Source organism: Kitasatospora sp. NPDC058115 (genome assembly GCF_042884635.1).
In the GTDB taxonomy this organism is placed as follows: Bacteria; Actinomycetota; Actinomycetes; order Streptomycetales; family Streptomycetaceae; genus Kitasatospora.
On sequence record NZ_JBHVTL010000002.1, the window covers coordinates 115,866 to 140,615 of the forward strand.

General features: G+C 75.6%; 25 protein-coding genes. 15 read left to right on the plus strand and 10 right to left on the minus strand.

What is annotated here, in order from left to right; all coding sequences use genetic code 11:
- Nucleotides 1-36 precede the first annotated feature (36 nt).
- The 3 genes from aroA to ACFVVL_RS02460 all read left to right on the plus strand — a co-directional run bounded on the left by aroA (nt 37) and on the right by ACFVVL_RS02460 (nt 3,049).
- Nucleotides 37-1,281 (plus strand): 3-phosphoshikimate 1-carboxyvinyltransferase, encoded by a 1,245-nt coding sequence (aroA, locus tag ACFVVL_RS02450; protein ID WP_387670773.1) that lies wholly within the window; start codon nt 37-39, stop codon nt 1,279-1,281.
- Between the two features lie 321 nt (nt 1,282-1,602).
- A complete protein-coding gene (locus ACFVVL_RS02455) occupies nt 1,603-2,538 on the plus strand; it encodes a lysozyme (protein ID WP_387670775.1) in 936 nt (311 codons plus the stop codon).
- A 229-nt stretch (nt 2,539-2,767) separates the two neighbouring features.
- Nucleotides 2,768-3,049, plus strand: a complete 282-nt coding sequence (locus tag ACFVVL_RS02460) for a hypothetical protein (RefSeq protein ID WP_380291967.1) — start codon at nt 2,768-2,770, stop codon at nt 3,047-3,049.
- A gap of 136 nt (nt 3,050-3,185) precedes the next feature.
- Here ACFVVL_RS02460 and ACFVVL_RS02465 read toward each other — a convergent pair whose 3' ends face one another.
- Entirely contained in the window at nt 3,186-3,833 is a 648-nt protein-coding gene (locus ACFVVL_RS02465; RefSeq protein WP_380291969.1) for a TetR family transcriptional regulator, read from the minus strand.
- Between the two features lie 182 nt (nt 3,834-4,015).
- Between ACFVVL_RS02465 and ACFVVL_RS02470 the strand changes: the two genes are divergently transcribed.
- On the plus strand, nt 4,016-4,663 hold the full coding sequence (locus ACFVVL_RS02470; RefSeq protein ID WP_387670777.1) for a ScbR family autoregulator-binding transcription factor: 648 nt from the start codon (nt 4,016-4,018) through the stop codon (nt 4,661-4,663).
- A 39-nt stretch (nt 4,664-4,702) separates the two neighbouring features.
- Here ACFVVL_RS02470 and ACFVVL_RS02475 read toward each other — a convergent pair whose 3' ends face one another.
- Complete coding sequence (locus tag ACFVVL_RS02475) at nt 4,703-5,902, minus strand: MFS transporter (RefSeq protein ID WP_387670779.1); 1,200 nt, start codon at nt 5,900-5,902, stop codon at nt 4,703-4,705.
- 140 nt (nt 5,903-6,042) lie between these two features.
- Here ACFVVL_RS02475 and ACFVVL_RS02480 point away from each other — a divergent pair, with 140 nt between their 5' ends.
- Nucleotides 6,043-6,381 carry an ArsR/SmtB family transcription factor gene (locus ACFVVL_RS02480; protein WP_380291976.1) on the plus strand — a complete coding sequence of 113 codons (339 nt, stop codon included), beginning with the start codon at nt 6,043-6,045 and terminating at the stop codon, nt 6,379-6,381.
- A gap of 233 nt (nt 6,382-6,614) precedes the next feature.
- On the opposite strand, the gene ACFVVL_RS02485 is transcribed toward ACFVVL_RS02480, so the two are convergent.
- Entirely contained in the window at nt 6,615-7,244 is a 630-nt protein-coding gene (locus tag ACFVVL_RS02485; RefSeq protein ID WP_380291978.1) for a TetR/AcrR family transcriptional regulator, read from the minus strand.
- A gap of 176 nt (nt 7,245-7,420) precedes the next feature.
- On the opposite strand from ACFVVL_RS02485, the gene ACFVVL_RS02490 reads away from it, so the two are divergent.
- The gene (locus ACFVVL_RS02490; RefSeq protein ID WP_387670782.1) at nt 7,421-8,179 is read left to right on the plus strand and encodes an SDR family oxidoreductase; all 759 of its coding nucleotides are present in this window, start codon (nt 7,421-7,423) and stop codon (nt 8,177-8,179) included.
- Nucleotides 8,180-8,260: 81 nt separating this feature from the next.
- On the opposite strand, the gene ACFVVL_RS02495 is transcribed toward ACFVVL_RS02490, so the two are convergent.
- Entirely contained in the window at nt 8,261-9,127 is an 867-nt protein-coding gene (locus tag ACFVVL_RS02495; protein WP_387670784.1) for an NAD(P)H-binding protein, read from the minus strand.
- A 99-nt stretch (nt 9,128-9,226) separates the two neighbouring features.
- Between ACFVVL_RS02495 and ACFVVL_RS02500 the strand changes: the two genes are divergently transcribed.
- The gene (locus tag ACFVVL_RS02500) at nt 9,227-9,655 is read left to right on the plus strand and encodes a winged helix-turn-helix transcriptional regulator (RefSeq protein WP_380291984.1); all 429 of its coding nucleotides are present in this window, start codon (nt 9,227-9,229) and stop codon (nt 9,653-9,655) included.
- A 7-nt stretch (nt 9,656-9,662) separates the two neighbouring features.
- Here the strand turns inward: ACFVVL_RS02500 and ACFVVL_RS02505 are convergent, their stop codons facing one another.
- The 3 genes from ACFVVL_RS02505 to ACFVVL_RS02515 form a co-directional block, all read right to left on the minus strand.
- Nucleotides 9,663-10,982: an alpha/beta hydrolase family protein gene (locus tag ACFVVL_RS02505; protein WP_387670786.1), complete on the minus strand. Its 1,320-nt coding sequence runs from the start codon at nt 10,980-10,982 to the stop codon at nt 9,663-9,665.
- A 178-nt stretch (nt 10,983-11,160) separates the two neighbouring features.
- Nucleotides 11,161-12,372 (minus strand): acyl-CoA dehydrogenase family protein, encoded by a 1,212-nt coding sequence (locus ACFVVL_RS02510; protein WP_387670788.1) that lies wholly within the window; start codon nt 12,370-12,372, stop codon nt 11,161-11,163.
- A gap of 3 nt (nt 12,373-12,375) precedes the next feature.
- Entirely contained in the window at nt 12,376-13,425 is a 1,050-nt protein-coding gene (locus tag ACFVVL_RS02515; RefSeq protein ID WP_387670790.1) for a phosphotransferase family protein, read from the minus strand.
- Between the two features lie 166 nt (nt 13,426-13,591).
- Here ACFVVL_RS02515 and ACFVVL_RS02520 point away from each other — a divergent pair, with 166 nt between their 5' ends.
- Nucleotides 13,592-14,689, plus strand: a complete 1,098-nt coding sequence (locus tag ACFVVL_RS02520; RefSeq protein WP_387670791.1) for a hypothetical protein — start codon at nt 13,592-13,594, stop codon at nt 14,687-14,689.
- Between the two features lie 43 nt (nt 14,690-14,732).
- On the opposite strand, the gene ACFVVL_RS02525 is transcribed toward ACFVVL_RS02520, so the two are convergent.
- The 3 genes from ACFVVL_RS02525 to ACFVVL_RS02535 all read right to left on the minus strand — a co-directional run bounded on the left by ACFVVL_RS02525 (nt 14,733) and on the right by ACFVVL_RS02535 (nt 17,085).
- Nucleotides 14,733-15,149, minus strand: coding sequence for a VOC family protein (locus ACFVVL_RS02525; protein WP_380291995.1), 417 nt, complete (start codon nt 15,147-15,149; stop codon nt 14,733-14,735).
- 172 nt (nt 15,150-15,321) lie between these two features.
- The gene (locus ACFVVL_RS02530) at nt 15,322-16,221 is read right to left on the minus strand and encodes a Gfo/Idh/MocA family protein (RefSeq protein WP_387670793.1); all 900 of its coding nucleotides are present in this window, start codon (nt 16,219-16,221) and stop codon (nt 15,322-15,324) included.
- 126 nt (nt 16,222-16,347) lie between these two features.
- A complete protein-coding gene (locus ACFVVL_RS02535; RefSeq protein ID WP_387671108.1) occupies nt 16,348-17,085 on the minus strand; it encodes a DedA family protein in 738 nt (245 codons plus the stop codon).
- A gap of 504 nt (nt 17,086-17,589) precedes the next feature.
- Between ACFVVL_RS02535 and ACFVVL_RS02540 the strand changes: the two genes are divergently transcribed.
- The 7 genes from ACFVVL_RS02540 to ACFVVL_RS02570 all read left to right on the plus strand — a co-directional run bounded on the left by ACFVVL_RS02540 (nt 17,590) and on the right by ACFVVL_RS02570 (nt 24,733).
- Entirely contained in the window at nt 17,590-17,952 is a 363-nt protein-coding gene (locus tag ACFVVL_RS02540) for a hypothetical protein (protein ID WP_380292001.1), read from the plus strand.
- Between the two features lie 477 nt (nt 17,953-18,429).
- On the plus strand, nt 18,430-19,272 hold the full coding sequence (locus ACFVVL_RS02545; protein WP_387670795.1) for an STAS domain-containing protein: 843 nt from the start codon (nt 18,430-18,432) through the stop codon (nt 19,270-19,272).
- Nucleotides 19,269-19,649 (plus strand): STAS domain-containing protein, encoded by a 381-nt coding sequence (locus ACFVVL_RS02550; RefSeq protein WP_380292005.1) that lies wholly within the window; start codon nt 19,269-19,271, stop codon nt 19,647-19,649. Before ACFVVL_RS02545 ends, ACFVVL_RS02550 begins: the two co-directional genes overlap by 4 nt.
- Before the next feature lie 35 nt (nt 19,650-19,684).
- Nucleotides 19,685-20,062, plus strand: a complete 378-nt coding sequence (locus ACFVVL_RS02555) for an anti-sigma regulatory factor (protein WP_380292034.1) — start codon at nt 19,685-19,687, stop codon at nt 20,060-20,062.
- Nucleotides 20,050-21,285 (plus strand): ATP-binding SpoIIE family protein phosphatase, encoded by a 1,236-nt coding sequence (locus ACFVVL_RS02560; protein WP_387670797.1) that lies wholly within the window; start codon nt 20,050-20,052, stop codon nt 21,283-21,285. Before ACFVVL_RS02555 ends, ACFVVL_RS02560 begins: the two co-directional genes overlap by 13 nt.
- The gene (locus ACFVVL_RS02565; RefSeq protein ID WP_387670799.1) at nt 21,282-23,078 is read left to right on the plus strand and encodes a hybrid sensor histidine kinase/response regulator; all 1,797 of its coding nucleotides are present in this window, start codon (nt 21,282-21,284) and stop codon (nt 23,076-23,078) included. The genes ACFVVL_RS02560 and ACFVVL_RS02565 overlap by 4 nt, the downstream gene beginning before the upstream one ends.
- A complete protein-coding gene (locus tag ACFVVL_RS02570; protein ID WP_387670801.1) occupies nt 23,075-24,733 on the plus strand; it encodes a SpoIIE family protein phosphatase in 1,659 nt (552 codons plus the stop codon). Before ACFVVL_RS02565 ends, ACFVVL_RS02570 begins: the two co-directional genes overlap by 4 nt.
- The last annotated feature ends 17 nt before the right edge of the window (nt 24,734-24,750 follow it).

Below are 24,750 nucleotides of genomic sequence, written 5' to 3' on the forward strand. Positions count from 1 at the left end.
ACCCCTCCCACCAGGCCCACTCACCCCGGAGGCCCCATGACGACCGTCGAGATCCCCGGCTCCAAGTCGGTCACCGCGCGGGCGCTGTTCCTCGCCGCCGCCGCCGACGGCACCACCACCCTGCTCCGGCCGCTGAGCTCGGACGACACCGAGGGCTTCGCCGAGGGCCTGCGCGCGCTCGGCTACGCGCTCACCCGGGAGGAGGACGGCTGGACGATCGGGGGACGCCCGCAGGGCCCGGCCCACGACGCCGAGGTGTACTGCCGCGACGGCGCGACCACCGGCCGCTTCCTGCCCGTGCTCGCCGCGGCCGGCCGCGGCTCCTTCCGCTTCGACGCCTCCGCCCAGCTGCGCCGGCGTCCGCTCGGCCCGCTCACCACGGCGCTGCGCACCCTGGGCGTCGACCTGCGGCACGAGGAGGCCGAGGGCCACCACCCGCTGCGGATCACCGCCGACGGCGTCCGCGGCGGGGAACTGAGCCTGGACGCGAGCCTGTCCTCGCAGTACCTCACCGCGCTGCTGCTGCTCGGCCCGCTCACCGAGCAGGGCCTGCGGATCACGGTGACCGATCTGGTCTCCGCGCCGTACGTGGAGATCACCGTCGCCATGATGCGGGCCTTCGGCGCCACCGTGACCCGCACCGGCAGCGTCTTCGAGGTGGCGCCCGGCGGCTACCGCGCCACCCGCTACCCCGTCGAGCCGGACGCCTCGACGGCGAGCTACTTCTTCGCGGCCGCCGCGCTCACCGGGCGGGAGCTGACCGTCCCGGGGCTGGGCCGCGGCGCCCTCCAGGGGGACCTGCGGTTCACCGAGGTGCTGGCCCGGATGGGCGCGCGGGTGGAGACCGGCGCGGACCGGGTCACCGTCCGGGGCCCCCGGGACGGCCGGCTGTCGGGCCTGACCGTCGACATGCGCGACATCTCCGACACCATGCCGACGCTCGCCGCCCTCGCGCCGTTCGCCGACGGGCCGGTGCGGATCGAGAACGTCGCCAACACCCGGATCAAGGAATGCGACCGGCTGGACGCCTGCGCGGAGAACCTGCGCCGGCTGGGGATCGGCGTCGCCACCGGCCACGACTGGATCGAGATCCGGCCGGGCACTCCGCGCGGCACCGAACTCGCCTCGTACGGCGACCACCGGATGGTGATGTCGTTCTCCGTCACCGCGCTGCGCACGCCCGGCATCACCTTCGACGACCCCGGCTGCGTCCGCAAGACCTTCCCCGCCTTCCACGAGGTGTTCGGACAGCTGCGCGAAGAGTGGGCGACGGCCGGCTGACCGGGGCGGAAAGACCCGGCGGTCCGGGGGCGCCGGCCGCACCGCCCCCGGGCTGCCGCACCACCCCCGGGTCCCCCGCCCGCCGCACCCGCGTCCGCCCAGGTGGGCGGCGCCCGGGGCGGGACGGGCCAGCGGTGCGCAGCGTGCGAACGGGGGGCGGACCGACGGGGGCCACCGCCCTGTGACCCCCGTTCAGGATGGGGCCACGGGTACCTGGCGGGCCGGCACGTCCATGGCTACCCTGCTCCAGCCGGTCGCCGTCCCCGGCGCACCGGCTGTCCGCAAGTCCCACGGGTCGTCATCACGGACCAGAGGAGTGTCATGCCCAGCACTTCCCGCTCCGCCAGCCCCACCCGCAGCGCCGGAAGACCGGGGAACCGCCGGCTCCCCGCGTTCGCCGCCCTCGCCACCGCGGTCGCCCTGGCCGTCGGCGTGGCCGCCCCGGCGTACGCGGCCGAGCCCGCGCCCGGCACCGCGTCCCCCTCCGGCGCGGTCCCCGCCGACAACTCCGCCGCCCGGCACGGCGGTGAGCTGCCGCCGATCCACCCCGAGCTCGACTTCGCCGGCTCCACCGTCGCCGCCCACGAGGGCCGGGGTCCCGGCGCCGCCCCCGCCGCCGCCCTCGCCGTCACCCAGACGCCCGGCCTGGACGTCTCCAGCTACCAGGGCAACGTCGCCTGGTCCACCGTGCGCGCCAACGGCGCCCGGTTCGCCTACGTCAAGGCCACCGAGGGCACCACGTACACCAACCCGTACTTCACCCAGCAGTACAACGGCTCCTACAACGCCGGCCTGATCCGCGGCGCGTACCACTTCGCCCTCCCGGACCGCTCCTCCGGCACCGCCCAGGCCAACTGGTTCGTGGACCACGGCGGCGGCTGGTCGAAGGACGGCAAGACCCTCCCGCCCGCGCTCGACATCGAGTACAACCCCTACGGCGCCACCTGCTACGGCCTCGGCCAGAGCGCCATGGTGAGCTGGATCCGCGCTTTCAGCACCACCGTGCACACCCGCACCGGCCGCTACCCCACCATCTACACCACCACCAACTGGTGGACCACCTGCACGGGCAACAACGCCTCCTTCGGCGCCACCAACCCGCTGTGGATCGCCCGGTACGCCTCCACCGTCGGCACCCTCCCGGCCGGCTGGAGCTTCCAGACGATCTGGCAGTACGCCGACTCCGGCACCTTCCCGGGCGACCAGAACCTCTTCAACGGCGCCTTCGACCGCGTCCAGGCCCTCGCCAACGGCTGATCCCGGCCCGGCCACCGGCCCGGGTGGCTGCGGAATCGTTTCCGCAGCCACCCGGGCCTCCGTGTGCCCCGGCCGCCCCGGACGGCTGCGCGCGGCGGCGGCCCGCACCCGTGCGCCGTCCCCGGTTCGGGCGATTGCGACCGGGGTGGCGGGACGAACCGGGCGGCCGGGGAATCCATGGCCCGGAAGGGCGCCTACCGGTTGTGCGCCCTCGGAAGGGAGAACAGTCATGCGTCATCGGATCGCCGTGGCCGGGATGCTGGCCGCCGCCGGAGCGCTCGCGCTCGCCGTGCCCGCGCAGGCGGCCACGGGGGTGCTGGTGGTGAACGGCCTGCCGCAGAAGGACCCGGCATCGGGGTGTTACCCGACCATCTCACCCGTGATCGTCGAGAACCTCACGGACGCGACGGTCGACGTCTACTCCGCGCCGAACTGCGGTGGGGTGGTGACGCGGTCGGTGGCCGCCGGGATGTCCGCGGCGACGCTCGGGTTCAGCTACTTCGTCCACTGACGCCGGCCCGGCGCGCGTCCGGCGGCCCGGGCGGGCACGGAACCGTCTCCGCGCCCGCCCGGGCCCCGTCGGGCCCGAGGCACCATCAAGTCCGAGGCGCGGTCGGACCTGAGGCGCGGTCAGGCCGACGGCGCCGTCAGACCCGGGGCGCGGCACCGGCCGGTGCCGGACCGCGGCCGGCGCCGGTCAGGGCCTCCAGCAGCAGCCGCCAGGCCGCGTCGTAGCCGGCCGGACCGGCCGCCTCCGGCGGGCCGAAGGAGACGTGCGGGGCGCCGTGCAGCACGGCCAGCAGCAGCTGGGCGACCAGCTCCGGCGGGCGGGGCGCCATGCCGCCCTCGCCCTGGGCCCGGCGGATCAGCACGACCAGACCGCGCTGGACGTCCTCGAAGATGTCCGGCGCCTCGGCCGGGGACGGCCGGACGGGGTGCGGCTGCGCCGGGTCCGGGATGTCGGTGGCCAGCCGCAGCGCCGCCCGCAGCCGGACGTCCTCCTTCAGCCGGTGCGCGAGGTCCAGCACCAGCCCCTCCAGCACGGCGGCGGCCTCGACGCCCGGGACGTCGCGGGTCAGCCGCATCTCGTCCCAGACCTTGCGCGAATGCGACATCAGCGCACCGGCGAGCGCGCGTTTGGACGCGAAGTGCCCGTACAACGCCCCCTTGGTCATCCCGGTCCGCTGCGCCACCGCATTGAGGGTGGCCCGGCTGTACCCCTGGGCGGAAAACTCCTCGGCCGCGGCGTCCAGCACCTTCTCCCTGGTGCGCCGCGCCCGCTCCTGCTTCATCATGTGCCCTCCCTGGAGGAAGAACATACCTTTCTGAACGAATGTTCTCAGCGGTACCCGATGTGCGCAGCGGACACAACTGATGACAGAACATTCATGAATTCTTCCTTCCGCACGCTCGCGCGGGCCGCGGCCGGACCGCTACATTGCGACGCCCCCGCCACCCCGCCCCCCAGGAGCCGACCATGCCCGAGTCCGACCAGGCCACCCCGTTCCTGGTGCGGCCCATCGTCACCCGGCGGGGCCCCGACCCCAAGCAGGACCGGGCGGCACGCACCAGGACGCTGGTGCTCACCGCGGCCGCCGAACTGTTCGCGGCCCGGGGCTTCCGCCAGACCTCGGTGAAGGACGTGGCCGACCGGGTGGCGATGACCAAGGGCGCCGTCTACTTCCACTACCCGACCAAGGAGGCCCTCGCGGTGGCCGTGGTCGAACAGCACTACGCGCGCTGGCCCGCCCTGCTCGCGGAGGTCACCGCCGCGGGGCACGGACCGCTGGAGACCTCGGCGCGCCTGCTGGCGGGGGCGGCGGCCGCCTTCCGGGACGACATCGTCGTCCGGGCCGGGGCCCGGCTGCAGATCGAACGGCCGCAGATCGACGCCGAGTTGCCGACGCCGTACGTGGACTGGACCCGGTTGCTGGCCGCCCTGCTGAGACGCGCCGAGGCGGCCGGCGAGCTGCGCGCCGGGGTCTGCCCGCAGGCGGCGGCCCGGTCGCTGGTGGCCGCGCTCTTCGGCACCCAGCAGATCTCCGACGTCCTGCACGAGCGGTCGCAGATCGCCGAACGCTGGGCGGAGACCTCCGAGTTGCTGTTCCGGGCGATCCGGGCGTAGCGGGCGGCCCGGGGCGCCTCCGGCCGCCCGCCGCGCCGGTCACCGCACCGGCGGCCGGCCCGCCGCCGGGACGCGCTCCGCGCCCGCACCGGCCGGCGCGGGCGCCGCGCCCCGGGTGGTCGCCCGGGCGGTGGCCGCGGCCACCAGGGCCAGCACGGTCGCCGCGAGCGGGAACCAGCGCTCGCCGAGCAGGGCGATCGCCGCGCTGCCGGCCGCGCCGCCCGCCGCCGTCCCCAGGTAGAGGGCGCTGCTGTTGAGCGAGATCAGCAGCTGGGCGTTGGCCGGGTCCAGCGAGGCGAGCCGGTGCGGCAGCGCGACCGAGATCGCCCACCCGGCCAGCGGGGTGACCACGGCGTAGGCGAGCGCGCCGGGCATCGAGCGCCCGGCCCAGGGCAGCGCGGTGAACGCGGCCGCCGCCACCGTGCTGCCGACCAGCAGCACCCGCCGGACGCCGACCCGGTCCACCAGCCGCCCGCCCAGCCAGCTGCCCGCCACCGAGGCGACGCCCGCGACCAGCAGCACCAGGCTCAGCCGCTCCGCCCGGCCGCCGGTGGCCGGGGCGACGGCGGTGGCCAGGTAGATGTAGACCGACTGGAAGGCGAGGAAGAACACCAGGGTGGTCGAGGCGGCGCCGAGCACCCGGCGGTCGCGCAGCGGCGCCAGCCGGTCGCGCAGACCGGGGGCGGCGGCCGGCACCGGCAGTTCGCGCAGCAGCAGCGCCAGCCCGGTCAGCGCGACCGCGCTCAGCGCCGTCACCAGCCACATCGTCAGCCGCCAGTCGGTGCGCCCGACCCAGGTGCCGAGCGGCACGCCGAGCGCGGTGGCGACGGTCATGCCGCCGAGCACCGTGGCCAGCGCCCGGCCGCGCCGCTCGGGGGCGACCAGGGTGGTGGCGACCGCGTTGGCGGTCGGGGTGTAGAGCGCGGCTCCGGCGGCGGCCAGCACCCGGGTCGCCAGCAGCGTGCCGAACGAGGGGGCGAGCGCGCTGAGCGCGTTGGCGGCGCCGAACACGGTCAGTGCGGTGAGCAGCAGGCGGCGGCGCGGCCAGCGGGCGGTGAGGGCGGCGAGCGGCGGGGCGAGCAGCGCGTAGCCGAGGGCGAAGACGGTCACCAGCTGGCCGGCGGCGGTGACCGAGACCCCGAGGTCGTCGGAGACCGGGCCGAGGATGCCGGCGACGACCATGGCGTCGGTGCCGACGGCGAAGGTGCCGAGGGCGAGCAGGAGCAGGCGGACGGGCACGTCGATCCCCCCAGGACGGACATTGTTGGACGCGTGGGCAACAGTTTGATGCTCGCCAAACAGTACGGATTGGTGGATGATTGTCAAACCGTCCTGTTCCGGCGCCCACCCCGCGCCCCACCCCGAGGAGGCCGCCGGCCATGTCCGACGACGAGCGGCTGCCCCAGCCCGCCCCCGCCGAGATCGATCTGGTCACCGTGCTGCACGCCCTCGGCGACCCGGTCCGGCTGCGCCTGCTGACCAGCTACGCGGACGGCGCCGAGCACTCCTGCGACCCCCGCCACCTCGGCCTCGAACACCTCCACAAGTCGACCGTCTCGCACCACATGCGGGTGCTGCGCGAGGCCGGCGTCACCAGCACCCGGGTCGCCGGGCGCCACCGGTACGTCTCGCTGCGCCGGACCGACCTCGACGCCCGCTTCCCCGGCCTGCTGGACGCCCTGCTCGCCGCCGCCCCGGCACCCGCGCCGGCGGACTGAGCGCGCCGGAGCCCGCACCGGCGGGCCGGACGCCGCGGCCGGGACGGCGGCGGCGCGGATCGGCACGGCGGCGGGCGGCCGTGACGGTCCAGGACGCCGGCGGTCCCGGTGCACCGCACCCGGTGCCGCGGCGGTTCGGGTCGGCCGGGCGCCGCCCCGGGCCGCGCTCCACGGCGGAGACGCACGAACCGCGCCACCGCACCGCCGTCAAGGACGGCCGAGGGGAGCCGCGCTCAGAGCGCGGCGCCCAGCATCCTGAGTACCAGCTCCCCGTAGCGGCGGCCGAGTTCCTCCGGCGTCTCGCTGCTGCGGTCGGTGTACCAGCGGGACACGTCGATCCCCAGCGAGGTGACCGCGCGGGCGGCCGTGCGCACCTCGGCGACCTCGAAGTCCCCGGCCGCCCGGCCCGCCTCGATGAGTTCGGCGACCTCGCGCTCGATGTCCAGCCGCAGCGCCGCGACCACCGTGTAGGCGTCCTGCGGAAGCGCGTGCAGCTCGTAGTTGACCACCCGGCCGACCGTCCGGGCCCGGGCGTGCCAGGCGGTGAACTCCTCGACCAGGTGCCGCATCCGCGCCACCGGACCGCCCTCGCCGGCCACCGCCGCGCGGACCAGTTCGAGCGTCGCGGCGTGCCCGGCCCGGCTGATCTCCGCCAGCAGGGCCGCCTTGGAGGGGTAGTGGATGTACAGCGCGGCCGGGCTCATCCCGGCGCCGGTGGCGATGTCCCGGGTGGTGGTGGCGTGGAAGCCGCGCTCGGCGAAGGACTCCACGGCGGCCTGGAGCAGCCGGTACGCCGCCTCCGGGCGGGAGTCGGCGCCGCCGGGCAGGGCGGGCCAGAGGTCGGCGATGGGCGTGCTGGTCATGGCGCCATCCTCGCAGATCGGTCGGCCGGGCAGCCGCACGGGCGTTCGGCCCGCGGGGCCGCCGCGGACTGTTGACAGGGTCCCGCACCGGCACCATGCTGAGCAAGCGCTTGGTCAGAGCCTCGTTCGTCTGGTCGGCGGCCCGGTCGGCCGCACTCCAGGCCGAAAGGACCCCCGTGGTGAACTCCTTCAAGGGCCGGGTGGCCGTCGTCACCGGGTCGAGCCGGGGCATCGGCCTCGGCATCGCACGCGAGCTGATCGCCCGGGGGGCCAGGGTCTGCCTCACCGCCCGGACCCCGGAACCGCTCGCCGAGGCGGTCCACGACCTCGGCGGCCCGGAGGTCGCCATCGGTGTCGCCGGCCGCGCCGACGACCCGGCCCACCAGGAGGAGGCGGTCACCCGCACCCTGGAGGCCTTCGGCCGCCTCGACCACCTGGTCAACAACACCGGCATCAACCCCGTCCACGGCCCGGTGCTGACCGTCGACGACGCCGCCGCCACCAAGATCCTCGCCGTCAACGTGCTCGCCCCGCTGGCCTGGACCCGCCGCGCGCACGCCGCCTGGATGGGCGAGCACGGCGGCTCGGTGGTCAACGTCGCCTCGGTGGCCGGGATCCGCGCCTCCCCCGGGATCGGCATGTACGGGGTCTCCAAGGCCGCGTTGATCCGGCTCACCGCCGAACTCGCCGCCGAGCTGGGCCCGCAGGGCATCCGGGTCAACGCCGTCGCCCCCGCCGTGGTGAAGACGAGGTTCGCCGAGGCCCTGTACGAGGGCCGCGAGGAGCAGGTCGCCGCCGCCTACCCGCTCGGCCGGCTCGGCGTGCCCGAGGACGTCGCGGGCGCCGTCGCCTTCCTGCTCTCCCCCGACGCGGCGTGGATCACCGGGCAGACCGTGGTGGTGGACGGCGGCGTGACCCTCGGCGGCGGCCTGTGACCGACGGCACGGCGGGCGGCGTCCCGGCGGCCGCGCCGCCCGCCGGGCAGGGCGTGGCGGCCACCCGCACCCGCCCGCGGATCACCAGGCCGCGTCGGTGCCCGCCGCGATGACGTCCAGGGCCGGGCGCGGGGCGCGGCCGAGCAGGGCCGCGAGGTCGCCGGGCCTGCCGGGCCCGGCCAGGAAGCCGTGCGCGACGGCCGAGCACGTGCCCGTCAGCATCGGGACCTGGAAGGCCTCGGCGCCCGAGGCCGCGACCGCCGCCCGGGCCTGCGCCAGGGTGGCGGGGCGGTACTCGACCGGGCGGCCGGTGGCGCGGGTGAGCGCAGCGGCGACGTCGGCGCCGCCGACCGCCTCCTCGCCGACCAGCTCGTAGACCCGGCCCGCGTGTCCGGCCGGTGCCAGGGCCACCGTCGCCGCGACCTCGGCGAGGTCGGCCCGGGCGACCGCCGCCAGCCGGCCGTCGCCCAGCGGGGCGGTGATCACGCCCTCGGCGTCCGGGCGGGCGAGGAGGCCCAGCAGCTCGGCGTAGAGGCCGTTGCGCAGGATCGTCCAGCGCAGGGTGGCCGACGCGCGCAGCCGCCGCTCGGTCCAGCGGTGGGCCAGGGCGTAGGCGAGGTGGTCGCCGTCGCCGGAGAGGCTGGTGTAGACGACGTGCTCGACACCGGCCCGTTCGGCCGCCTCGATCGCCGCCCGGTGCCGGGCGATCACCACGTCGTCCTCGCCGTAGCCGGCCGAGATCAGCAGCAGGGTGCGCACCCCGGTGAAGGCGGCGTCCAGGGTCTGCGGCCGGTCGAAGTCCACCGTCCGCACCGGGACGCCGGCCTCCGGTGCCAGCTGCGGGGTGCGGCTGCCCGCCAGCACGTCCCCCGGGCCGCCGGGCCGTGCGGCCAGCCGCTCCAGCACCAGCGATCCGAGACCGCCGTTCACACCCGTGACGAGAAGCATCGTTTCCTCCAGGAAGTCGGGGACCGGGCCCGCGTCCCCGCGCGGCGGCCCGGTGACCATCCTCGGTAGCCTGGAGGTCCGGCGTAAGGAGGCACTTCGATGTCAGTGGGGCACACCGCGGTAACCACCCCGGACGGCACCGACCGTCCGGTGGTCTGGTGCGAGGACGGCGTGGACTGCGGGATCCGTGACCTGCTGAACCGCCTCGGTGACCGGTGGACCGTCCTGGTGGTGGTCGAACTCGCGCAGGGGGTGCGGCGGTTCCGCGAGCTGCAGCGCGCCGTGCCGGGGATCTCGCAGCGGATGCTCACCCTGACGGTGCGCCGTCTGGAGCGCGACGGCCTGGTCTCCCGCACCGTCCACCCCACGATCCCGCCGCAGGTGGAGTACGCGCTGACGCCGCTCGGGCACAGTCTGACCCACCTGGTGCGGGCGATGGCCGACTGGTCCTACGACCACCACGACGCCATAGCCGCCTCCCGGCAGTCCTGGGACGCCGCCAACCCCGGTTCCGAGTTGGCGCACTGACGGCCCGTCACCGCTCGAAGCGGACCTCCGGGAAGCGCGGCGAGGGCCCGTCCAGCAGGTGGTCGTCGTGGCCGCGCAGCCAGCGGTCGAAGAAGGAGCCGACGTACGCGCGGGTGGCGGCCACCGCCCGCTCCGGCCGGACGTCGCCGATGTCGCCGCGCACGGCCTCCTGCGGCACCGCGCCCTGGTGGGCCAGCTGGGGCAGCAGCGCCTGGGCGTCGGTGTACGAGCCGTGCCGCGATCCCAGCAGGGTGACGTCCGCCTTCCAGCCCCGGGTGTGCTGCCAGAAGGCCGCCCAGCCGGGCTGCGCGGTGTAGGGGCCGGAGTCCTCGCTCTCGGTTCCCATCAGCAGGAACGGGCGGTCCAGGCCGTCCTCGGCGACGCCGCCCAGGTGCACGCCGGTGCCGTCGGGGCCGGGGAAGTGCAGCTGGCCGTCCAGGTTGACGCCGGCCTTGATCCGGGGGTCGTCGTGCATGGCCTGGGCGGCGGTGAACCCGCCCGCGGAGTGGCCGGCCATGCCGATCCGGTCGAGGTCCAGTGAACCGGCCAGGGCCGCCGGGAGCCGGCCGTCGCTGCGCAGCGCGGCCAGTTCGTCCAGCACGAAGCGGATGTCGGCGACCCGGGTGTCCATCGCCTTGCGGAGCAGCGCGCCGATGTCGAGGCCGGGCCGGCCGGCCAGCGCGGGGAGGACGGAGGTGACGAGCCGGCCGTCCGGGAAGGCGACCTCGGAGGCGTCGTAGGGGTGGTCGACGGTGACCACCACGTAGCCGCGCGAGGCGAGGTCCTCGACCAGGGCGGTCCCCCAGGTGCGGGGGTCCCCGAGCCCGGCCGACCAGAGCACCACGGGGCGCGGCCCGGCGCCGAGCAGCGGCGGGGCGTCCGGGCGGGCGTGGGTGCGGACCCAGGTCCAGTCGGTGCGGTCGGGCAGCGCGCCGTAGTTGAGGACGGCGGCGCCGTCCGGGCCGCCGAAGTGCCGGCCGGCGCGCGAGGCCATGTAGGGCGCGCGCTCCCTGCCGTACACCGGGCGGGTGGCCGGGTACCAGAGGCTGATCATCAGTTCGCGGTCGCGCCCCGGCTGCCAGGGGTCGGTGCGGCCGGAGTCGACCAGGCGCAGCGCGGTGGTGCCGACGGGGTAGGGGCCGGTCGGCCGCGGCAGCGCGGCCCGGGCGAGCCGCTCGGCGACGGCCGGGGCGGCGGAGGCGGAGGCGGGCACGGCCGCCGCCCCGCCGCCCCCGCCCAGGACCGTGGTGGCCGCCAGGGCGACGGCCACGCCCCGGCGCAGGCCCCGCAGGCCCCGCGCGTCCTGTCCCCGGCCCCACTCGCGCATGGTCCCCAACTCCCGTCCGACCTGCGGCGGCCCGCCGCCCTTCGCGGCCGGCCCGTACGGCGACGGTACGGGCCGGACCGGTGCGCGGACGTCATACCGCGGTGCCAACCCGCCGGGTGCTACCCCGGTATGACCCGGCCGGGGGCATCGCACCACGGCGCTACACCGGGGCGCGGGCTCAGCGGTACCGGCGCAGCTCCCGCCGGGCCAGGGAGCGCTTGTGCACCTCGTCCGGGCCGTCCGCCAGCCGGAGCGTCCGGGCGAAGGCCCAGAGCGCGGCGAGCGGGGTGTCCTGGCTGACGCCGGCCGCGCCGTGCGCCTGGACGGCCTTGTCGAGGATCCACTCGACGGTGCGCGGGGTGGCGATCTTGATGGCCTGAATCCCGGTGTGCGCGCCGCGGTTGCCGACGGTGTCCATCAGCCAGGCCGTCTTCAGCACCAGCAGCCGCAACTGCTCGATGCGGACCCGGGATTCGGCGATCCAGTCCTGCACCACGCCCTGGTCGGCGAGCGGCGCGCCGAAGGCGGTGCGCTCCAGGACGCGCCGGCAGGTCAGCTCCAGCGCGCGTTCGGCGGTGCCGATCAGCCGCATGCAGTGGTGGATCCGGCCGGGGCCGAGCCTCGCCTGGGCGATCGCGAAGCCGGAGCCCTCCTCGCCGATCAGGTTCCCGGCCGGGACGCGGACGTCCTCGAAGGTGATCTCGGCGTGGCCGCCGTGGTCGGCGTCGTCGTAGCCGAAGACGGTCATGCCGCGCCGCACGGTCACGCCGGGGGTGTCGCGCGGCACCAGGATCATGCTCTGCTGACGGTGCTCGTCCGCCCGCGGGTCGGTCTTGCCCATCACGATGAGGATGCGGCAGTCCGGGTTCATCGCGCCGCTGATGTACCACTTGCGGCCGTTGACGACGTACGCGTCGCCGTCGCGTTCGATCCGGGTGGCGATGTTGGCGGCGTCGGAGGAGGCGACCTCGGGCTCGGTCATCGCGAAGGCGGAGCGGATGCGGGCGTCGAGCAGCGGCTCCAGCCAGCGTTCGCGCTGCTCGTCGCTGCCGAACTCGGCGAGCAGTTCCATGTTCCCGGTGTCGGGGGCGGCGCAGTTGAGGGCGGGCGGGGCGAGGTGCGGGCTGCGGCCGGTGATCTCGGCGAGCGGGGCGTACTGGAGGTTGGTCAGCCCGGCGCCGTGCTTCCCGGGCAGGAAGAGGTTCCACAGTCCCTGGGCGCGCGCCTCCGCCCGCAGGTCGGCGACCACCGCCGGCACCTCCCAGGCGGGCCGCCGCGGGTCGGCGAGCTGGGCGGCCAGCACCGGTTCGGCGGGGTGGACGTGCCGCTCCATGAACGCGGTGAGCCGCTCGCTCAGTTCGAGGGTGCGCCGGTCGTAGGCGAAGTCCATCGGTCAGTGTCCCTTCAGCGTGGTGAGGCCGTGCTCGACGAGCAGGGGCGCCATGGTGCCGGCGCGCTCGAAGCCGGACCCGAGGGTGCGTCCCTGCCGGTAGCGGTAGTGGATGCCCTCGGCGACGACGGCGAGCTTGTAGCAGGCGAAGGCGACGTACCAGTCGAGGGCGGCGGCGTCCCGGCCGGTCGACCCGGCGTAGCGGGCGACGAGTTCGGTGCTGCGCGGGAAGCCGGGGGCGGTCGCGGCGGAGGGGATGAGGCCGCCGCCGACGCCGGCCAGTTCGGTGTACATCACCAGCAGCCCGACGTCGGTGAGCGGGTCGCCGAGGGTGGACATCTCCCAGTCCAGGACGGCGGCGACGGCGTCCCGCCCGTCGCGCTCGGCGACGAGGACGTTGTCGAGCCGGTAGTCGCCGTGCACCAGGGCGGGCGCCGGGGAGTCGGGGCGGGTGGCGGTGAGCAGGTCGTGCAACCGGTCGGCACCGGGCAGCTCGCGGCTGCGCGAGGCGTCCAACTGGGTTGACCAGCGGCGCAGTTGCCGCTCCAGATAGCCTTCCGGGCGGCCGAAGCCGGCCAGTCCGACGGCCTCCGGGTCGATCCGGTGCAGGGCGGCGAGGGTGTCCACCAGGGCCTCGCCGATGCCGCACACCCGCCGCTCGCCGAGGGCGGCGAGCGCGGCGGCGTCCCGGTGCACGGTGCCGGCCACGTGGGCCATCAGGTACCAGGGCGCGCCGAGCACCTCCGTGCCCGGGTCGAGGTGGACGGTGGCGGGCACCGGCACGTCGGTGTCGCGCAGGGCGGTCATCACCCGGTACTCGCGGGCCATGTCGTGCGCGGTGGCGAGCACGTGCCCGAGCGGGGGCCGGCGCAGCACCCAGTGGGTGGTGCCGTCGGTCAGCCGGTAGCTGAGGTTGGAGCGGCCGCCCTCGATCAGCTCGGCGCGCAGCGGGCCGGCGACCGTGCCGGGCAGGGCGCGGTCGAGGTGGGCGCGCAGCCGCTCCAGGTCCGGCCCGGGCGGGGCGGTGGCGGGCTCCGGCGGGGTCTCGGGCACGGGCACTCTCCATTCGTCGACCGGCGGCGCCGGGCGGGTGACTAAGCGCTTGCTCAGCATTCAGTCGACGGCGGCGCCCTGTCAATCCCCACCGTCGCCCGCCCCGGCCCGCGGACACCCGCCGACCCGGCACGACGGACCCCGGCGGACCGTCACAATGAGCGCCATGAGGTTGATCCACACCGTCGCCGGCGCGCTGCTCCTGCTGTTCACCGTCGCCAGCATCCTGCGCACGCTCGTCGTCCCGCGCGGCCTGTACTCCTCCCTGGTGCACGGCCTGTGGCGGGCCCTGCGGACGCTGCTGCGGCTCTCCGCCGCGCCGTTCGGCACCTACCGCGCGCAGGACCGGGCGCAGACCTGGCTGGCGCCGCTGATGCTGACCGGCATGCTGGCGGTCTGGCTCGGCGGCATGCTCGTCGCCTACACCCTGATACTGCACGGCACCTCGGAGCTGGACTGGGCGGTCTCCGTGCGCGAGGCGGGCTCCAGCCTCTTCACCCTCGGCTTCGCCAGCGGCGAGCGCCTGCACCTCTCCCTGATCGACTTCCTCGCCGCCGCCAGCGGACCCCTGGTGATCGCCCTGCAGATCGCCTACCTGCCGACCCTCTACGCCGCCTACGGCCGGCGCGAACTGGAGGTGACCCTGCTGCAGTCCCGGGCCGGGGAACCCGCCTGGGGCCCCGAGCTCCTCGCCCGGCAGTCCCTGGTGGACACCGAGACCGCCCTCCCCCAGCTCTACCGGGACTGGGAGCGGCTCGCCGCCGACCTCGGCGAGAGCCACTCCAACTACCCCGTGCTGATCGCCTTCCGCTCCCCGCAGCCGCACCGCAGCTGGGTGGTCGGGCTGATCGCCGTCATGGACGCCGCCGCCGTCCACCTGGCCGTCTGCCCGCGCAGCGCCCCGCCCGAGGCCCGGCTGGTGCTGCGCGCCGGGTTCACCGCGCTGCGCGACATCGCCCGCGCGCTGCGCGTCGGCTACGACCCCGACCCGGCCCCGGACACGCCGATCCGACTGGGCTACACCGAGTTCGACGCCGCCGTGGCCATGCTCGCCGCCGCCGGCTTCCCGCACGAGCGGCCCGCCGCCGAGGCCTGGCCGCACTTCCACGGGTGGCGGGTCAACTACGAGCACCTGGCCTACGAACTGGCCCGCCGCAGCGACGCCGTCCCCGCGCTGTGGACCGGCCCGCGCGACTTCCGGGCCCCGGCCATCGCGCCGGCCCGCCCCGCCGACCGGCGGCCCGCGGCCGGGCGGGGGGACTGAGCCCGGGGCGGTGGGGGCGGGGCGCTGAGCGCCGGGCGGGGGGCTACCCGGCCCGGCGCTGGGTGAAGCGCAGCATGTTGCCGGCCGGGTCGCGGAAGGCGCAGTCACGCACGCCGTAGGGCTGGTCGATCGGCTCCTGGAGCACCTGGCCGCCGGCGGCGCGGATCCGTTCGAAGGTCGCGTCGCAGTCCTCGGTGGCGAAGATGACCGCCCGCAGCAGACCCTTCGCCAGCAGCTCGGCCATCGCCTTCCGGTCGGCCGGCGAGGCGTTCGGGTCCGCCAGCGGCGGCTCCAGCACGATGTCGACGTCCGGCTGCGACGGCGCGCCGACCGTCACCCAGCGCATGTTCTCGAAGCCGACGTCGTTGCGGACCTCCAGGCCGAGGACGTCACGGTAGAACGCGAGCGCCTTGTCGTGGTCGTCGACGGCGATGAAGCACTGCGAGAGCTTGATGTCCATGGGATTCACGCTACGGGCGGGGCGGGAGTTCCGCTCCTCACGTCCGGCGGTGGCGCGTGGCCGCGGTCCGTCGCGTCGCGTCACGGGCCCGGGCACGGCCGGACGAGGTCCGCCGGGGCCGCCCCGCCGTCCTCGCACGGCCCGCCGCGACCGGCGGGCCGTGCCGGGCGGGTCAGAGCTCGACGGTGGCGCCGGTGGCCAGCGAGCGTTCGGCGGCGGCCAGGATCTCGACGGTGCGCAGGCCGAAGGCGGCCGAGCAGGGGTGCGGCTCGCCGGTGCGGGCGGCGGTCGTGAGGGCGTCCAGGGCACGGTGGTAGGCCGCGAGCGGTCCCTCCCCGCGCTCCGGCAGCTGGACGGTGCCGGACTCGCCGCGCAGTTCCATCCCGGTGCCGCCGCCGGCCACCGGCGCGGTCAGGCTCAGCGCGAGGGTGCTGGAGGCGCCGCCGACGTGGCGCAGCACCAGGTGGACGGTGTCCAGCGGGCCGGCCACGGCGGTGACGGAGGTGGCGTCGCCGAGGACCGGCAGCAGCACGGAGAGGGCGTGCGGGCCGACGTCCCAGAGCGCGCCCTTCTCCTGGCGCCAGGGCGAGGCCGCGTACGGGCTGGTGGAGTCGGGGGCGAACACCGAGCCGAGCCAGTCCGAGCGGCCGGTGAACCAGCCGCCGACGGCCGCCTGCTCCTCGATCCACGGCAGCTGTTCGCCGCCGAAGCGGACGGTGAAGAACACCACCGAGGCGACCCGGTGCGCCTCGGCGGCCTCGACCACCCGGCGGGCGTCGGCGACGGTGAGCGCCACCGGCTTGTCGAGCAGCAGGTGGCAGCCGGCCTCGGCGGCGCGCACCGCGAGGCCCGCCTGCACGGTCGGGGGCAGCGCGATGGCGACGGCGTCGACCTCGGCGAGCAGCCCGTCGAGGTCGGCGTGGCCGGGCACGCCGTACGTCGCGCCGAGCGCGGCGGCCGCCTCGGGGCGGCGGCCCCAGACGCCCGCGAACTCGACGCCGGGGTGTTCCGCCAGGACGGGCGCGTGCACCCGCTCCGCCCAGGGTCCGGTGCCCAGGAGTCCGATCCGCATGCTGTTCCCACTTCTCCGTCGTGTTCGGTGCTGTTCACGCGAACGCCACTGCCGGGAGGGTGTCCGGGCAGTGGCGCGCGTCCCGGTCCGGGTGGGCCGGGGCGGACCCGGGAGGGTCCTGGCCGGTCAGTCCGCGGCGGGCGCGGTGACCGTCGGGGTGGCGGGCCCGTCCTGGGCCGCCGTGTCCTTCGCCGCGGTGCCCTGCGCCACGGTCGTCTGCGCCACGGTCGCCTGCGCCGCCGCGTCCTCGGCCTCGTGGGCCTCGGCCGTCTTCGCCGCCCGGCGCTTCATCAGCCAGGCCGAGAGGGCGCCGCCGGCCGCGGCGACCAGCAGGCCGATCCAGGAGAACTTGGACAGCCACTGCTCGGCGACCTTGCCGACCTGGTAGACCAGCAGGGTGGTGCCGCCGGCCCAGACGATGCCACCGAGGACGTTGGCGATCAGGAACTTCCAGTACGGCATCCGCAGCGCGCCGGCGAGCGGCCCGGCGAAGATGCGCAGCAGGGCGATGAAGCGGCCGAAGAAGACCGCCCACATGCCCCACTTCTGGAAGGAGCGCTCGGCGGTGGCCAGGTGGTTCGGGCCGAAGTGCTTGGGGAACTTCCGCCCGAGCTTCTCGAACAGCGGCTTGCCGCCCTTGCGGCCGATCGAGTAGCCGACCGAGTCACCGATGATCGCGCCGAGGATCGCGCAGACCGCCACCCAGACCGGGCTGACCACGCCGCGGGCGGACAGCAGGGCGGCGGAGACCAGGGCGATCTCGCCGGGAAGCGGGATCCCCAGCGACTCCAGTCCGATGATCAGAGCCACCAGGGCGTACACCGCGCCCGGTGGTACGCCTTCGATCCAGGCGTCGATGTGCAGCAAGGCCAGTACCTCCGTGGCAGGACGGGGCCCACGGCGGCCCCGGACGGGGCCCGATCCGGTCCCCGCGGCCCGCACGCCGGTCCCGACGTCGTCCGAATGGCGGCACCAGGCCGCTCCCCGAGGATGCAGCCTAACGTGCCGGGCGGCCCGTCCCCCTGGCCGATCACCGCTGGTTACGACGTCCGCCACCGCGTCCCGGTTCCGGGACCGGCCGCTTTCGACGCCACTCCGCCGCAGGGCGGGACCTGGATGTTTGCGGGGAAGGATCGGGGTGAGAAGGAAGCCGGGTGGGCGAGAGCGCGGGTCCGGACGGCGGCCGCCCCCCCTCCGCCGTCCGGGCCCGCCGCCGCCCCCGCCGGGTGCCCGGCCGCTGCGGCCCACCGGCCGTGGCCCACGGGGTGCGCCGTCGCCCGGTCGCGGACGTCCCTCCGGACGGATCCTCCGGTCGATCCTTGCGGCGGCCGTGCGCTCGGGCCACGGCCGGAACTATCCTTCGGGAGCATGTCGAACCCTGATGCACTGCTCGTCGACATCGCCGCGATGGTGGAGTCCGAGCACAGCAACCAGATGCCCCTGACCGTGGTCGTTCCGGGCGCGGTCATCACCGGACGCCTGGCACCGCAGCGGCTGTGGCACGAGCGGGTCGGCGAGGTCCTCTCGGCCTCCGACCACCTGAAGCCCTTCGCCGCACTGTTCTCCGATCCCGCCACCTCGTCCCCCGCCCGGCCGACCCACCTGCACCTGCACGTCGCCCGCATCCTTCAGGGCAGCTACGGGCTGCCCCACAGCGGAGGCATGTACCGCATCGCCATCGCGGACATCAGCAGCTGGACGGTGGGCGACCTCAGCTACACGGACCAGTGACACCCTGCCGGGGCGGGAGCGCGGCTCCCGCCCCGGCAACGACGGCACGCGCCGCAGGGCGCCGTGCCAACCGACCGGCGGGCCCGCACAGCGCCCCGGCCGGATCCGCGGTCCTCGGCTCCGCACCCCTCCCCCTGGGCCGCGACAGCGACCACGGCCCCTCGCCGGTCACCGCGGCCCCTCCGCCCCGGCGGCGGCGAAGCCCGGGCCGCCCCGCGCGCCGCCCCGCGGCGCGCTCCGCGAACCGTCTCTCCTGCGGCCGGAGCGGGGCCGCGCTCCGCCGTCGGGTCCCGGACGAAAAAGTCGGTGTGCCCGTGCATACCCCACCGTGTTCGGGGCAACCGAGCGCCGCCGACCCGGTCGCCGCACGCCCCGCGGACCTGGACCCGGCTGACCGGTCCGCGTCGGGCCGGGCGCACGGCGCGACGGCCGAGGCTTCCGGGGCGGGGGAAGCCAGCGATCAAGGAGAACGCCCTCATGGCGGTGAAGGAATCGTCCGACCGGCTCGTGGAGCTGCTGACCCGGGACGACACGGTGCTGGACCAGTGGGTGCAGGCGGTCACCGAGACCCTGCGGGGCCGGATCAGCCGCGCCGAGGTGCAGCGCGAGCTGACGGAGCTCTCCCGGGGCCTGACCCAGGCCGTCGAGCAGGCCGGACTGGACTGGCAGGGCGAAGGGTTCTCCGAGGTGCGCGCCCTGCTGGTGGAGCTCTCGCGCAACCGCGCCCGGCACGGCTTCACCCCCGGCGAGACGGCCACCAGCGTGTTCGCCTGCAAGGACGTCCTGGCCCCCACCACGGGCAGTTCCGCCGAGGACATCACGGCCTACCTGCAGCTGACGCGCCTGCTCGACGCGCTGGGGCTGTTCACCATCGAGGCCTACGCACGCACCCGCGAGGAGATCATCAGCGCGCAGGCGGAGCAGCTGCTGGAGCTCTCCACCCCGGTGGTCAAGCTCTGGGAGGGCGTGGTGGCCGTCCCGCTCGTCGGCACCCTCGACTCCGCCCGCACCCAGGTCGTGATGGAGAAGCTGCTGCAGAGCCTGGTCGACTCCGGATCGGAGTACGCCATCATCGACATCACCGGCGTCCCGGCCGTGGACACCGAGGTGGCGCAGCACCTGCTGAAGACCGTGGTCGCCGCCCGTCTGATGGGCGCGGAGTGCACGATCTCGGGCATCCGGCCGCAGATCGCCCAGACGCTCGTCGGTCTGGGCGTCCAGTTCGGCGACATCGTCACCAAGGCGACCCTGGCCGACGCGCTGCGGCACGTCCTCCAGCTCAGCGGCGTCCAGCGGTACGCGGCCGGTGGCGAGAAGTGACCGACCGCGTCCCCGTCCTGAAGCTCGGCAACGTCCTGCTCGTCTCGATCCAGATCGACCTGGAGGACCAGACCGTCCTCGACCTCCAGGACGACCTCGCCGAACGCATCGTCGCCACCGGCGCCGACGGTGTCGTGATCGACATCACCGCGCTGGAGATCGTCGACTCCTTCGTGGGGCGGATGCTGGCCAACACCGCGGCGATCTCCCGGATGCTCGACGCCGAGACCGTGGTGGTCGGCATGCGCCCCGCCGTGGCGATCACCCTGGTCGAACTGGGGCTCTCGCTGGGAGGCGTGCGCACGGCGCTCACCCTGGAGAAGGGCCTGGCGCTCCTCGAACGTGACCGCACCGCGCGTGCGGGCCGCCGCCCGTGAGCGCGCCCGGTGCGGGAGAGGAACACACGGTTCCCATCGTGACCAACGACGACGTTGTGCGGGCCCGGCAGACGGTCCGGACCTTCGCGCAGCAGTGCGGGCTCTCGCTCGTCGACCAGACGAAGCTCGTCACCGCCGCCAGCGAGCTGGCGCGCAACACCCTCGTCTACGGCGGCGGTGGCCTGATGCGCTGCGCCCTGGTGCACCGTGACGGGCGGCGCGGGGTGCGGGCGGACTTCGAGGACAGCGGGCCGGGCATCCCCGATCTGGACCTGGCGCTGACGGACGGCTGGACGTCCGGCGGCGGCCTGGGCCTGGGGCTGAGCGGCGCCCGCCGGCTGGTGGACGACTTCGACCTCGCGAGCGAGGCCGACGCCGGTACGAGGGTGTCGGTGACCAAATGGGCCCGCTGAACACCTGCCTGTTCGAGTGCGAGGACTCGGCCTGGTTCCGCCACGCCGACTCCCTCCCGGCGGCGGCGCGCAGCACGGCCGGGGAGCTGGCCCGCCGGATCGGGCTGCTGCCGGACCGTGCCGCCGAGGTCGGGCTGGCGGTCAGCGAGGCGGCGACCAACCTGCGCCGCCACGCGGTGGACGGCGCACTGCTGCTGCGCGTCGTGCGCACCGACACCGAGGCGGCGGTGGAGTTCCTCACCGTGGACAGCGGCCCCGGCATGCCGGACGTGCCGGTCGCGATGTCCGACGGCTACTCCTCGGGCGGCACGCTCGGCATCGGTCTGGGCGCCATCGCCCGGCTCGCCGACGCCTTCGACATCCACTCGCTGCCGGACCGGGGAACCGTGCTGACGGCGCGGTTCTGGAACCGCACGCCCGGCGGACGGCGGGCCGCCGCGGCCGGCGAGCCCGTCGCCGCGGGCATCACCCGGCCGATGAGCGGTCAGGACGTCTGCGGGGACGCCTGGGCCGCCCGCGCCGTGGCACCGGTCACCGCCCCCGCGCCGCAGCCGCGGCCCGGGGAGCGGCCGGCTCCCGGTGCCCGGCTGGACTGGTCGACGCTGGCCGGCCGCGGTCCCCGGCCGGGAGCGACGACCGTTCCCGCGGCGTCCGCCCTCCCCCGGACCGCACCGACCGGCCCCTCCCCCGCTCCCGGATCCGCCCCCGGCGCGGGCGACCCGTTCCTGCTGATGTTCTGCGACGGCCTCGGCCACGGCCCGCTGGCCTTCCGGGCGGCCGCGGACGCCGTCACGGCCTTCCGCGCCAGCTCCGCCCGGACCCCGGAGGCCGTCCTCGCCGACATCCACCGCGCCCTGCGCGGGGGCCGGGGCGGTGCGGTCGCCGTCGCCCTGGTCGAGCCCGCCGTACGGCGGCTGAGCTTCTGCGGTGTGGGCAACGTCAGCACGTTCGTCGTGGACGCCGCCACCGGCGCCCGGCGCGCGCTGCCGTCCACCCCGGGCATCGTCGGCCACCAGCTGCCCAGCCTGCACGGCATCCGGTACGACCTCCCGCCCGGCAGCGCGGTGGTGCTGCACTCCGACGGGCTGACGGCGCGCTGGCAGGCCCCGGCCGTCCCCGGGCTGCTGTCCCACCTGCCCGCCACGGCCGCCGCACTGCTGCTGCGCGAGGCCGGGGTCCGCCGGGACGACGCGGGCGTGGTCGTGGCGAAGGGGTCTTGGTGAACGCCCCGCCGCGGTACGCGCCCGTCCACCTGGCCGGAGTGGTGATCACCAGCGTCCAGGAGACCTTCGCCCTGCGCCGCAGCGCCAAGGAGGTCGCGGAACTCCTGGGTGCCGAGGGCCAGGACGCCATCAGGCTCGCCACCGCCCTGAGCGAACTCAGCCGCGACCTGCTCGGCTCGGGCACGCTGAGCGCCGACTTCGAACTGCGGCCCGATCCGCCGTCCGTCCTCCGGGTGACCCTGGCCTGGAGGGGCGGCCCCGGTCCCTCCGCCGAGGCGCTGGAAGCCTCCGCGCGGCTGCTGCCGACCACCCGCACACAGGGCGCCGGGAGCGGCCGGGTGCGCGTCGAGCAGCGGCTCGCGGTGACCGCCGACGAGGCCCTCGCCCGGCACGGTCGGGCCCAGCGCCTCCTCCGGGCCCACGGCGGGTCGACCGCCTCGGAGGACGCGCAGGCGCAGACCCGCGATCTGATCGCGGCACTGGAGCAGACCCGGGCCCAGCGCGAGGAGCTCCAGCGGCTCAACGGCGAACTGGAGGAGACCAACCGCGGTGTCCTCGCGCTCTACTCGGAACTGTCCGAGGAGCTGGAGGAGACCAACCGCGGTGTCGTCGCCCTGTACGCCGAACTCGACGAGAAGTCCCGCCAGCTGCGCGAGGCCAGCGAGGCGAAGACGCGGTTCTGGGCCAACGTCAGCCACGAGCTGCGCACACCCGTCAACGCAGTCGTCGGGCTGGCCGGGCTGCTCCTCGGCGCCCCGGACACCCCGGACGGTGCGCGCCGGCACCAGCTCTCCCTGATCGCCGACTCCGGCCGCACCCTGCTCGCCCTGGTGGACGAGCTCCTGGACGTCGCCAAGGCGGAGTCGGGGAACCTCGAACCCGCCTGGGCCCCGCTGGACCTGCGGGCGGTGCTCGCGCACCTGGAGGGCACCCTGCGCGGGCTGGCCCGGCCCGGCGTGACGCTGGTCATCGCACCGCCCGCGGTCGTCACCCCGGTGCTCGGCGACGAGACGATGCTCGTCCGCATCCTGCGCAACCTGCTCTCCAACGCCCTCAAGTTCACCGAGACGGGATCCGTCCGGCTGGAGACCGCCGTCGAGGGCGCCCCCGGCAGCACCGGCCCCGGCCACCTGGTCCTGACCGTCGCCGACACCGGTGTCGGCATCCCGGCCGACCAGCAGGGACGCGTCTTCGAGGAGTTCTACCAGGTCAAGGGGCAGCACCAGCGGGGAAGGCCGGGAACCGGGCTGGGGCTGCCCTACGCCAGGCGCCTCACCGAACTGCTGGGCGGCACCCTGCGTCTGGAGAGCGAACCCGGCCGCGGCACGACCATCACCGTCCGCCTTCCGCTCCGCCCGCCCGCCGACGACCGGCGGACCGCCACCCGCCTGCCCGTCCTCGTCACCGTCGACGACGACCCGGCGTTCCGGGCCGTCGTCAAGCCGCTGCTGCACGAGATCGCCGACACCGTCGTCGAGGTCGCCGACGGCCGCAGCGCGCTCGCCGTCGTCCGGCGGCAACGGCCGGACGGCATCGTCCTCGATCTGCACATGGACGACGTCGACGGCTACGACGTCCTCGCCGGGCTGCACGCCGACCCCGAGCTGCGGCGGATACCCGTCGTCATCGTCACCTCCGCCACGCTCCACGCCGCCGACCGCGCCCGGCTCGCCCACGCGCGGGCCGTCCTCCACAAGCCCACCCTGACCAGCGGCCGTCTCGCCGCCGCCCTGACCGCCGGACGACCGGCACCGCCACCGCCACGCCCCACCCTGCCCGAGGACGTTCCGTGACGCACAGCACCCCGGACGCCGAGCCCGCCTCCGTCCTGGTCCTCGACGACAACGACACCACCCGCTACATCGTCGGCAGTTGGCTGCGCCGCGCCGGGCACACCGTCACCGAGGCGCGGGACGGCACCGAGGCCCTGGCCCTCCTGGACCGGGCCCCCGTCGCCTCCCTGCCCGAACTCGCCATCATCGACGTCCAGTTGCCGGACATGACCGGCTTCGAGGTGTGCGAGCGGATCAAGAGCCGGCCGCGCACCGAGGCGACGCCCGTCATCCACATCTCGGCGACCGCGATCCAGGCCAGCGACCGGACCCAGGGCCTGCACCGGGGCGCGGACGCCTACCTGACCGAGCCCATCGACCCCGCGGAACTCCAGGCCACCGTCACCGCCGTGCTGCGGTACGCCCGCGCCCGCCGGCGGGCCGAGCGACTGGCCGCACGGGTCGCCGCGCTCCACCGCAGCACCCTCGCCCTCTACGGCGCCGTGGACGCCGACGCCCTCGTCGGCACCGCCGCGCTCGGCGCCATCGACCTCGCCGCGCTGCACGCCACCGTCGTCGTCCAGGGCCCCGGACGCAACACGCTCCACCTCGCCCACCGTCCGGCGATCCCCGAGGGGACGGCCGCGCCGGCGGACGGCGACCGGCCGGTCCGCCTCCTGGACGCCCCGCCCGCACTGCTCGACACCATCGCCCACCACACCCTCGGCGACGCCACCGGCACCGACACCGCGGTGCTCTCCGCCGACGAGTGGCGCCGGGCGCTCGCCGACCACGACGTCCCGGAGGAACACCTCTCCCCCGGACCCGTGGCCCTCGTCGTCGCCCGCACCAAGCCGGGCCGACCGCTGGTGGCGCTGGCCGTGGACGCCGGCGCCGTCGACGGACTGGACGAACGCCGGCTGCTCTCCCAGCTCACCCAGGCCACCGCCCTCGCCCTCGAAGCCATGCGCAGCCAGGCCGAGGAGCACGCCCTCGCCCTCACCCTGCAGCGCAGCTTCCTCCCCGGCCGGCTGCCCGTCGTCCCCGGCGTCGAGCTGGCGGTCCGGTACGAACCTGCCTCCGCCCACAGCGAGATCGGCGGCGACTTCTACGAGGCCGTCGCGACCCCCGCCGGGCTGCTGCTCGCCATCGGCGACGTCGCCGGCCACTCCCTGGAGGCCGCGATGGCCATGGGCGAGATCCGTCACGCGCTGCGCGCCTACGCGACCGAGGGGCACGACCCGCGGACCCTGCTGGAACGCCTGGACTCCCTGATCGTCCAGCTCCGGCCGGGCACCACCGTCACCGTCTGCCTGGTGCTGATCGAACCCGACCGGCGGCGCATCCACGTCGCCAACGCGGGCCACCTGCCCCCGCTGCTGAAGCTGCCCGACGGAACGACCCGCTACCTCACCGAGCACGGCATCCTGCTCGGCCTCGACATGCGCCAGCCGCCGGCCACCACGCACGCCACGCCCCCCGGCAGCACCCTCCTGCTGGTGACCGACGGCCTCGTCGAGGTCCCCGGCGAGCACCTCGAAGCCGGCCTGACGGCCCTGCGGAAGACCTTCGTCGACGCCCCCGGCGATCCGGACGCCACCGGCGATCTGCTGCTCTCCTCCTTCGCCCGGGCGCACGCGGACGACGTCGCCCTGCTGATCGCCCACCTCCACTGACCGGTTCGCCCCTTCCC

Bases quoted from the DNA above. Each gene is read 5' to 3' on its own strand.
- aroA (WP_387670773.1), top strand. From the start codon at position 37: ATGACGACCGTCGAGATCCCCGGCTCCAAGTCGGTCACCGCGCGGGCG.
- ACFVVL_RS02455 (WP_387670775.1), top strand. From the start codon at position 1,603: ATGCCCAGCACTTCCCGCTCCGCCAGCCCCACCCGCAGCGCCGGAAGA.
- ACFVVL_RS02460 (WP_380291967.1), top strand. From the start codon at position 2,768: ATGCGTCATCGGATCGCCGTGGCCGGGATGCTGGCCGCCGCCGGAGCG.
- ACFVVL_RS02465 (WP_380291969.1), bottom strand. From the start codon at position 3,833: ATGATGAAGCAGGAGCGGGCGCGGCGCACCAGGGAGAAGGTGCTGGAC.
- ACFVVL_RS02470 (WP_387670777.1), top strand. From the start codon at position 4,016: ATGCCCGAGTCCGACCAGGCCACCCCGTTCCTGGTGCGGCCCATCGTC.
- ACFVVL_RS02480 (WP_380291976.1), top strand. From the start codon at position 6,043: ATGTCCGACGACGAGCGGCTGCCCCAGCCCGCCCCCGCCGAGATCGAT.
- ACFVVL_RS02485 (WP_380291978.1), bottom strand. From the start codon at position 7,244: ATGACCAGCACGCCCATCGCCGACCTCTGGCCCGCCCTGCCCGGCGGC.
- ACFVVL_RS02495 (WP_387670784.1), bottom strand. From the start codon at position 9,127: ATGCTTCTCGTCACGGGTGTGAACGGCGGTCTCGGATCGCTGGTGCTG.
- ACFVVL_RS02500 (WP_380291984.1), top strand. From the start codon at position 9,227: ATGTCAGTGGGGCACACCGCGGTAACCACCCCGGACGGCACCGACCGT.
- ACFVVL_RS02505 (WP_387670786.1), bottom strand. From the start codon at position 10,982: ATGCGCGAGTGGGGCCGGGGACAGGACGCGCGGGGCCTGCGGGGCCTG.
- ACFVVL_RS02510 (WP_387670788.1), bottom strand. From the start codon at position 12,372: ATGGACTTCGCCTACGACCGGCGCACCCTCGAACTGAGCGAGCGGCTC.
- ACFVVL_RS02520 (WP_387670791.1), top strand. From the start codon at position 13,592: ATGAGGTTGATCCACACCGTCGCCGGCGCGCTGCTCCTGCTGTTCACC.
- ACFVVL_RS02525 (WP_380291995.1), bottom strand. From the start codon at position 15,149: ATGGACATCAAGCTCTCGCAGTGCTTCATCGCCGTCGACGACCACGAC.
- ACFVVL_RS02530 (WP_387670793.1), bottom strand. From the start codon at position 16,221: ATGCGGATCGGACTCCTGGGCACCGGACCCTGGGCGGAGCGGGTGCAC.
- ACFVVL_RS02540 (WP_380292001.1), top strand. From the start codon at position 17,590: ATGTCGAACCCTGATGCACTGCTCGTCGACATCGCCGCGATGGTGGAG.
- ACFVVL_RS02545 (WP_387670795.1), top strand. From the start codon at position 18,430: ATGGCGGTGAAGGAATCGTCCGACCGGCTCGTGGAGCTGCTGACCCGG.
- ACFVVL_RS02560 (WP_387670797.1), top strand. From the start codon at position 20,050: ATGGGCCCGCTGAACACCTGCCTGTTCGAGTGCGAGGACTCGGCCTGG.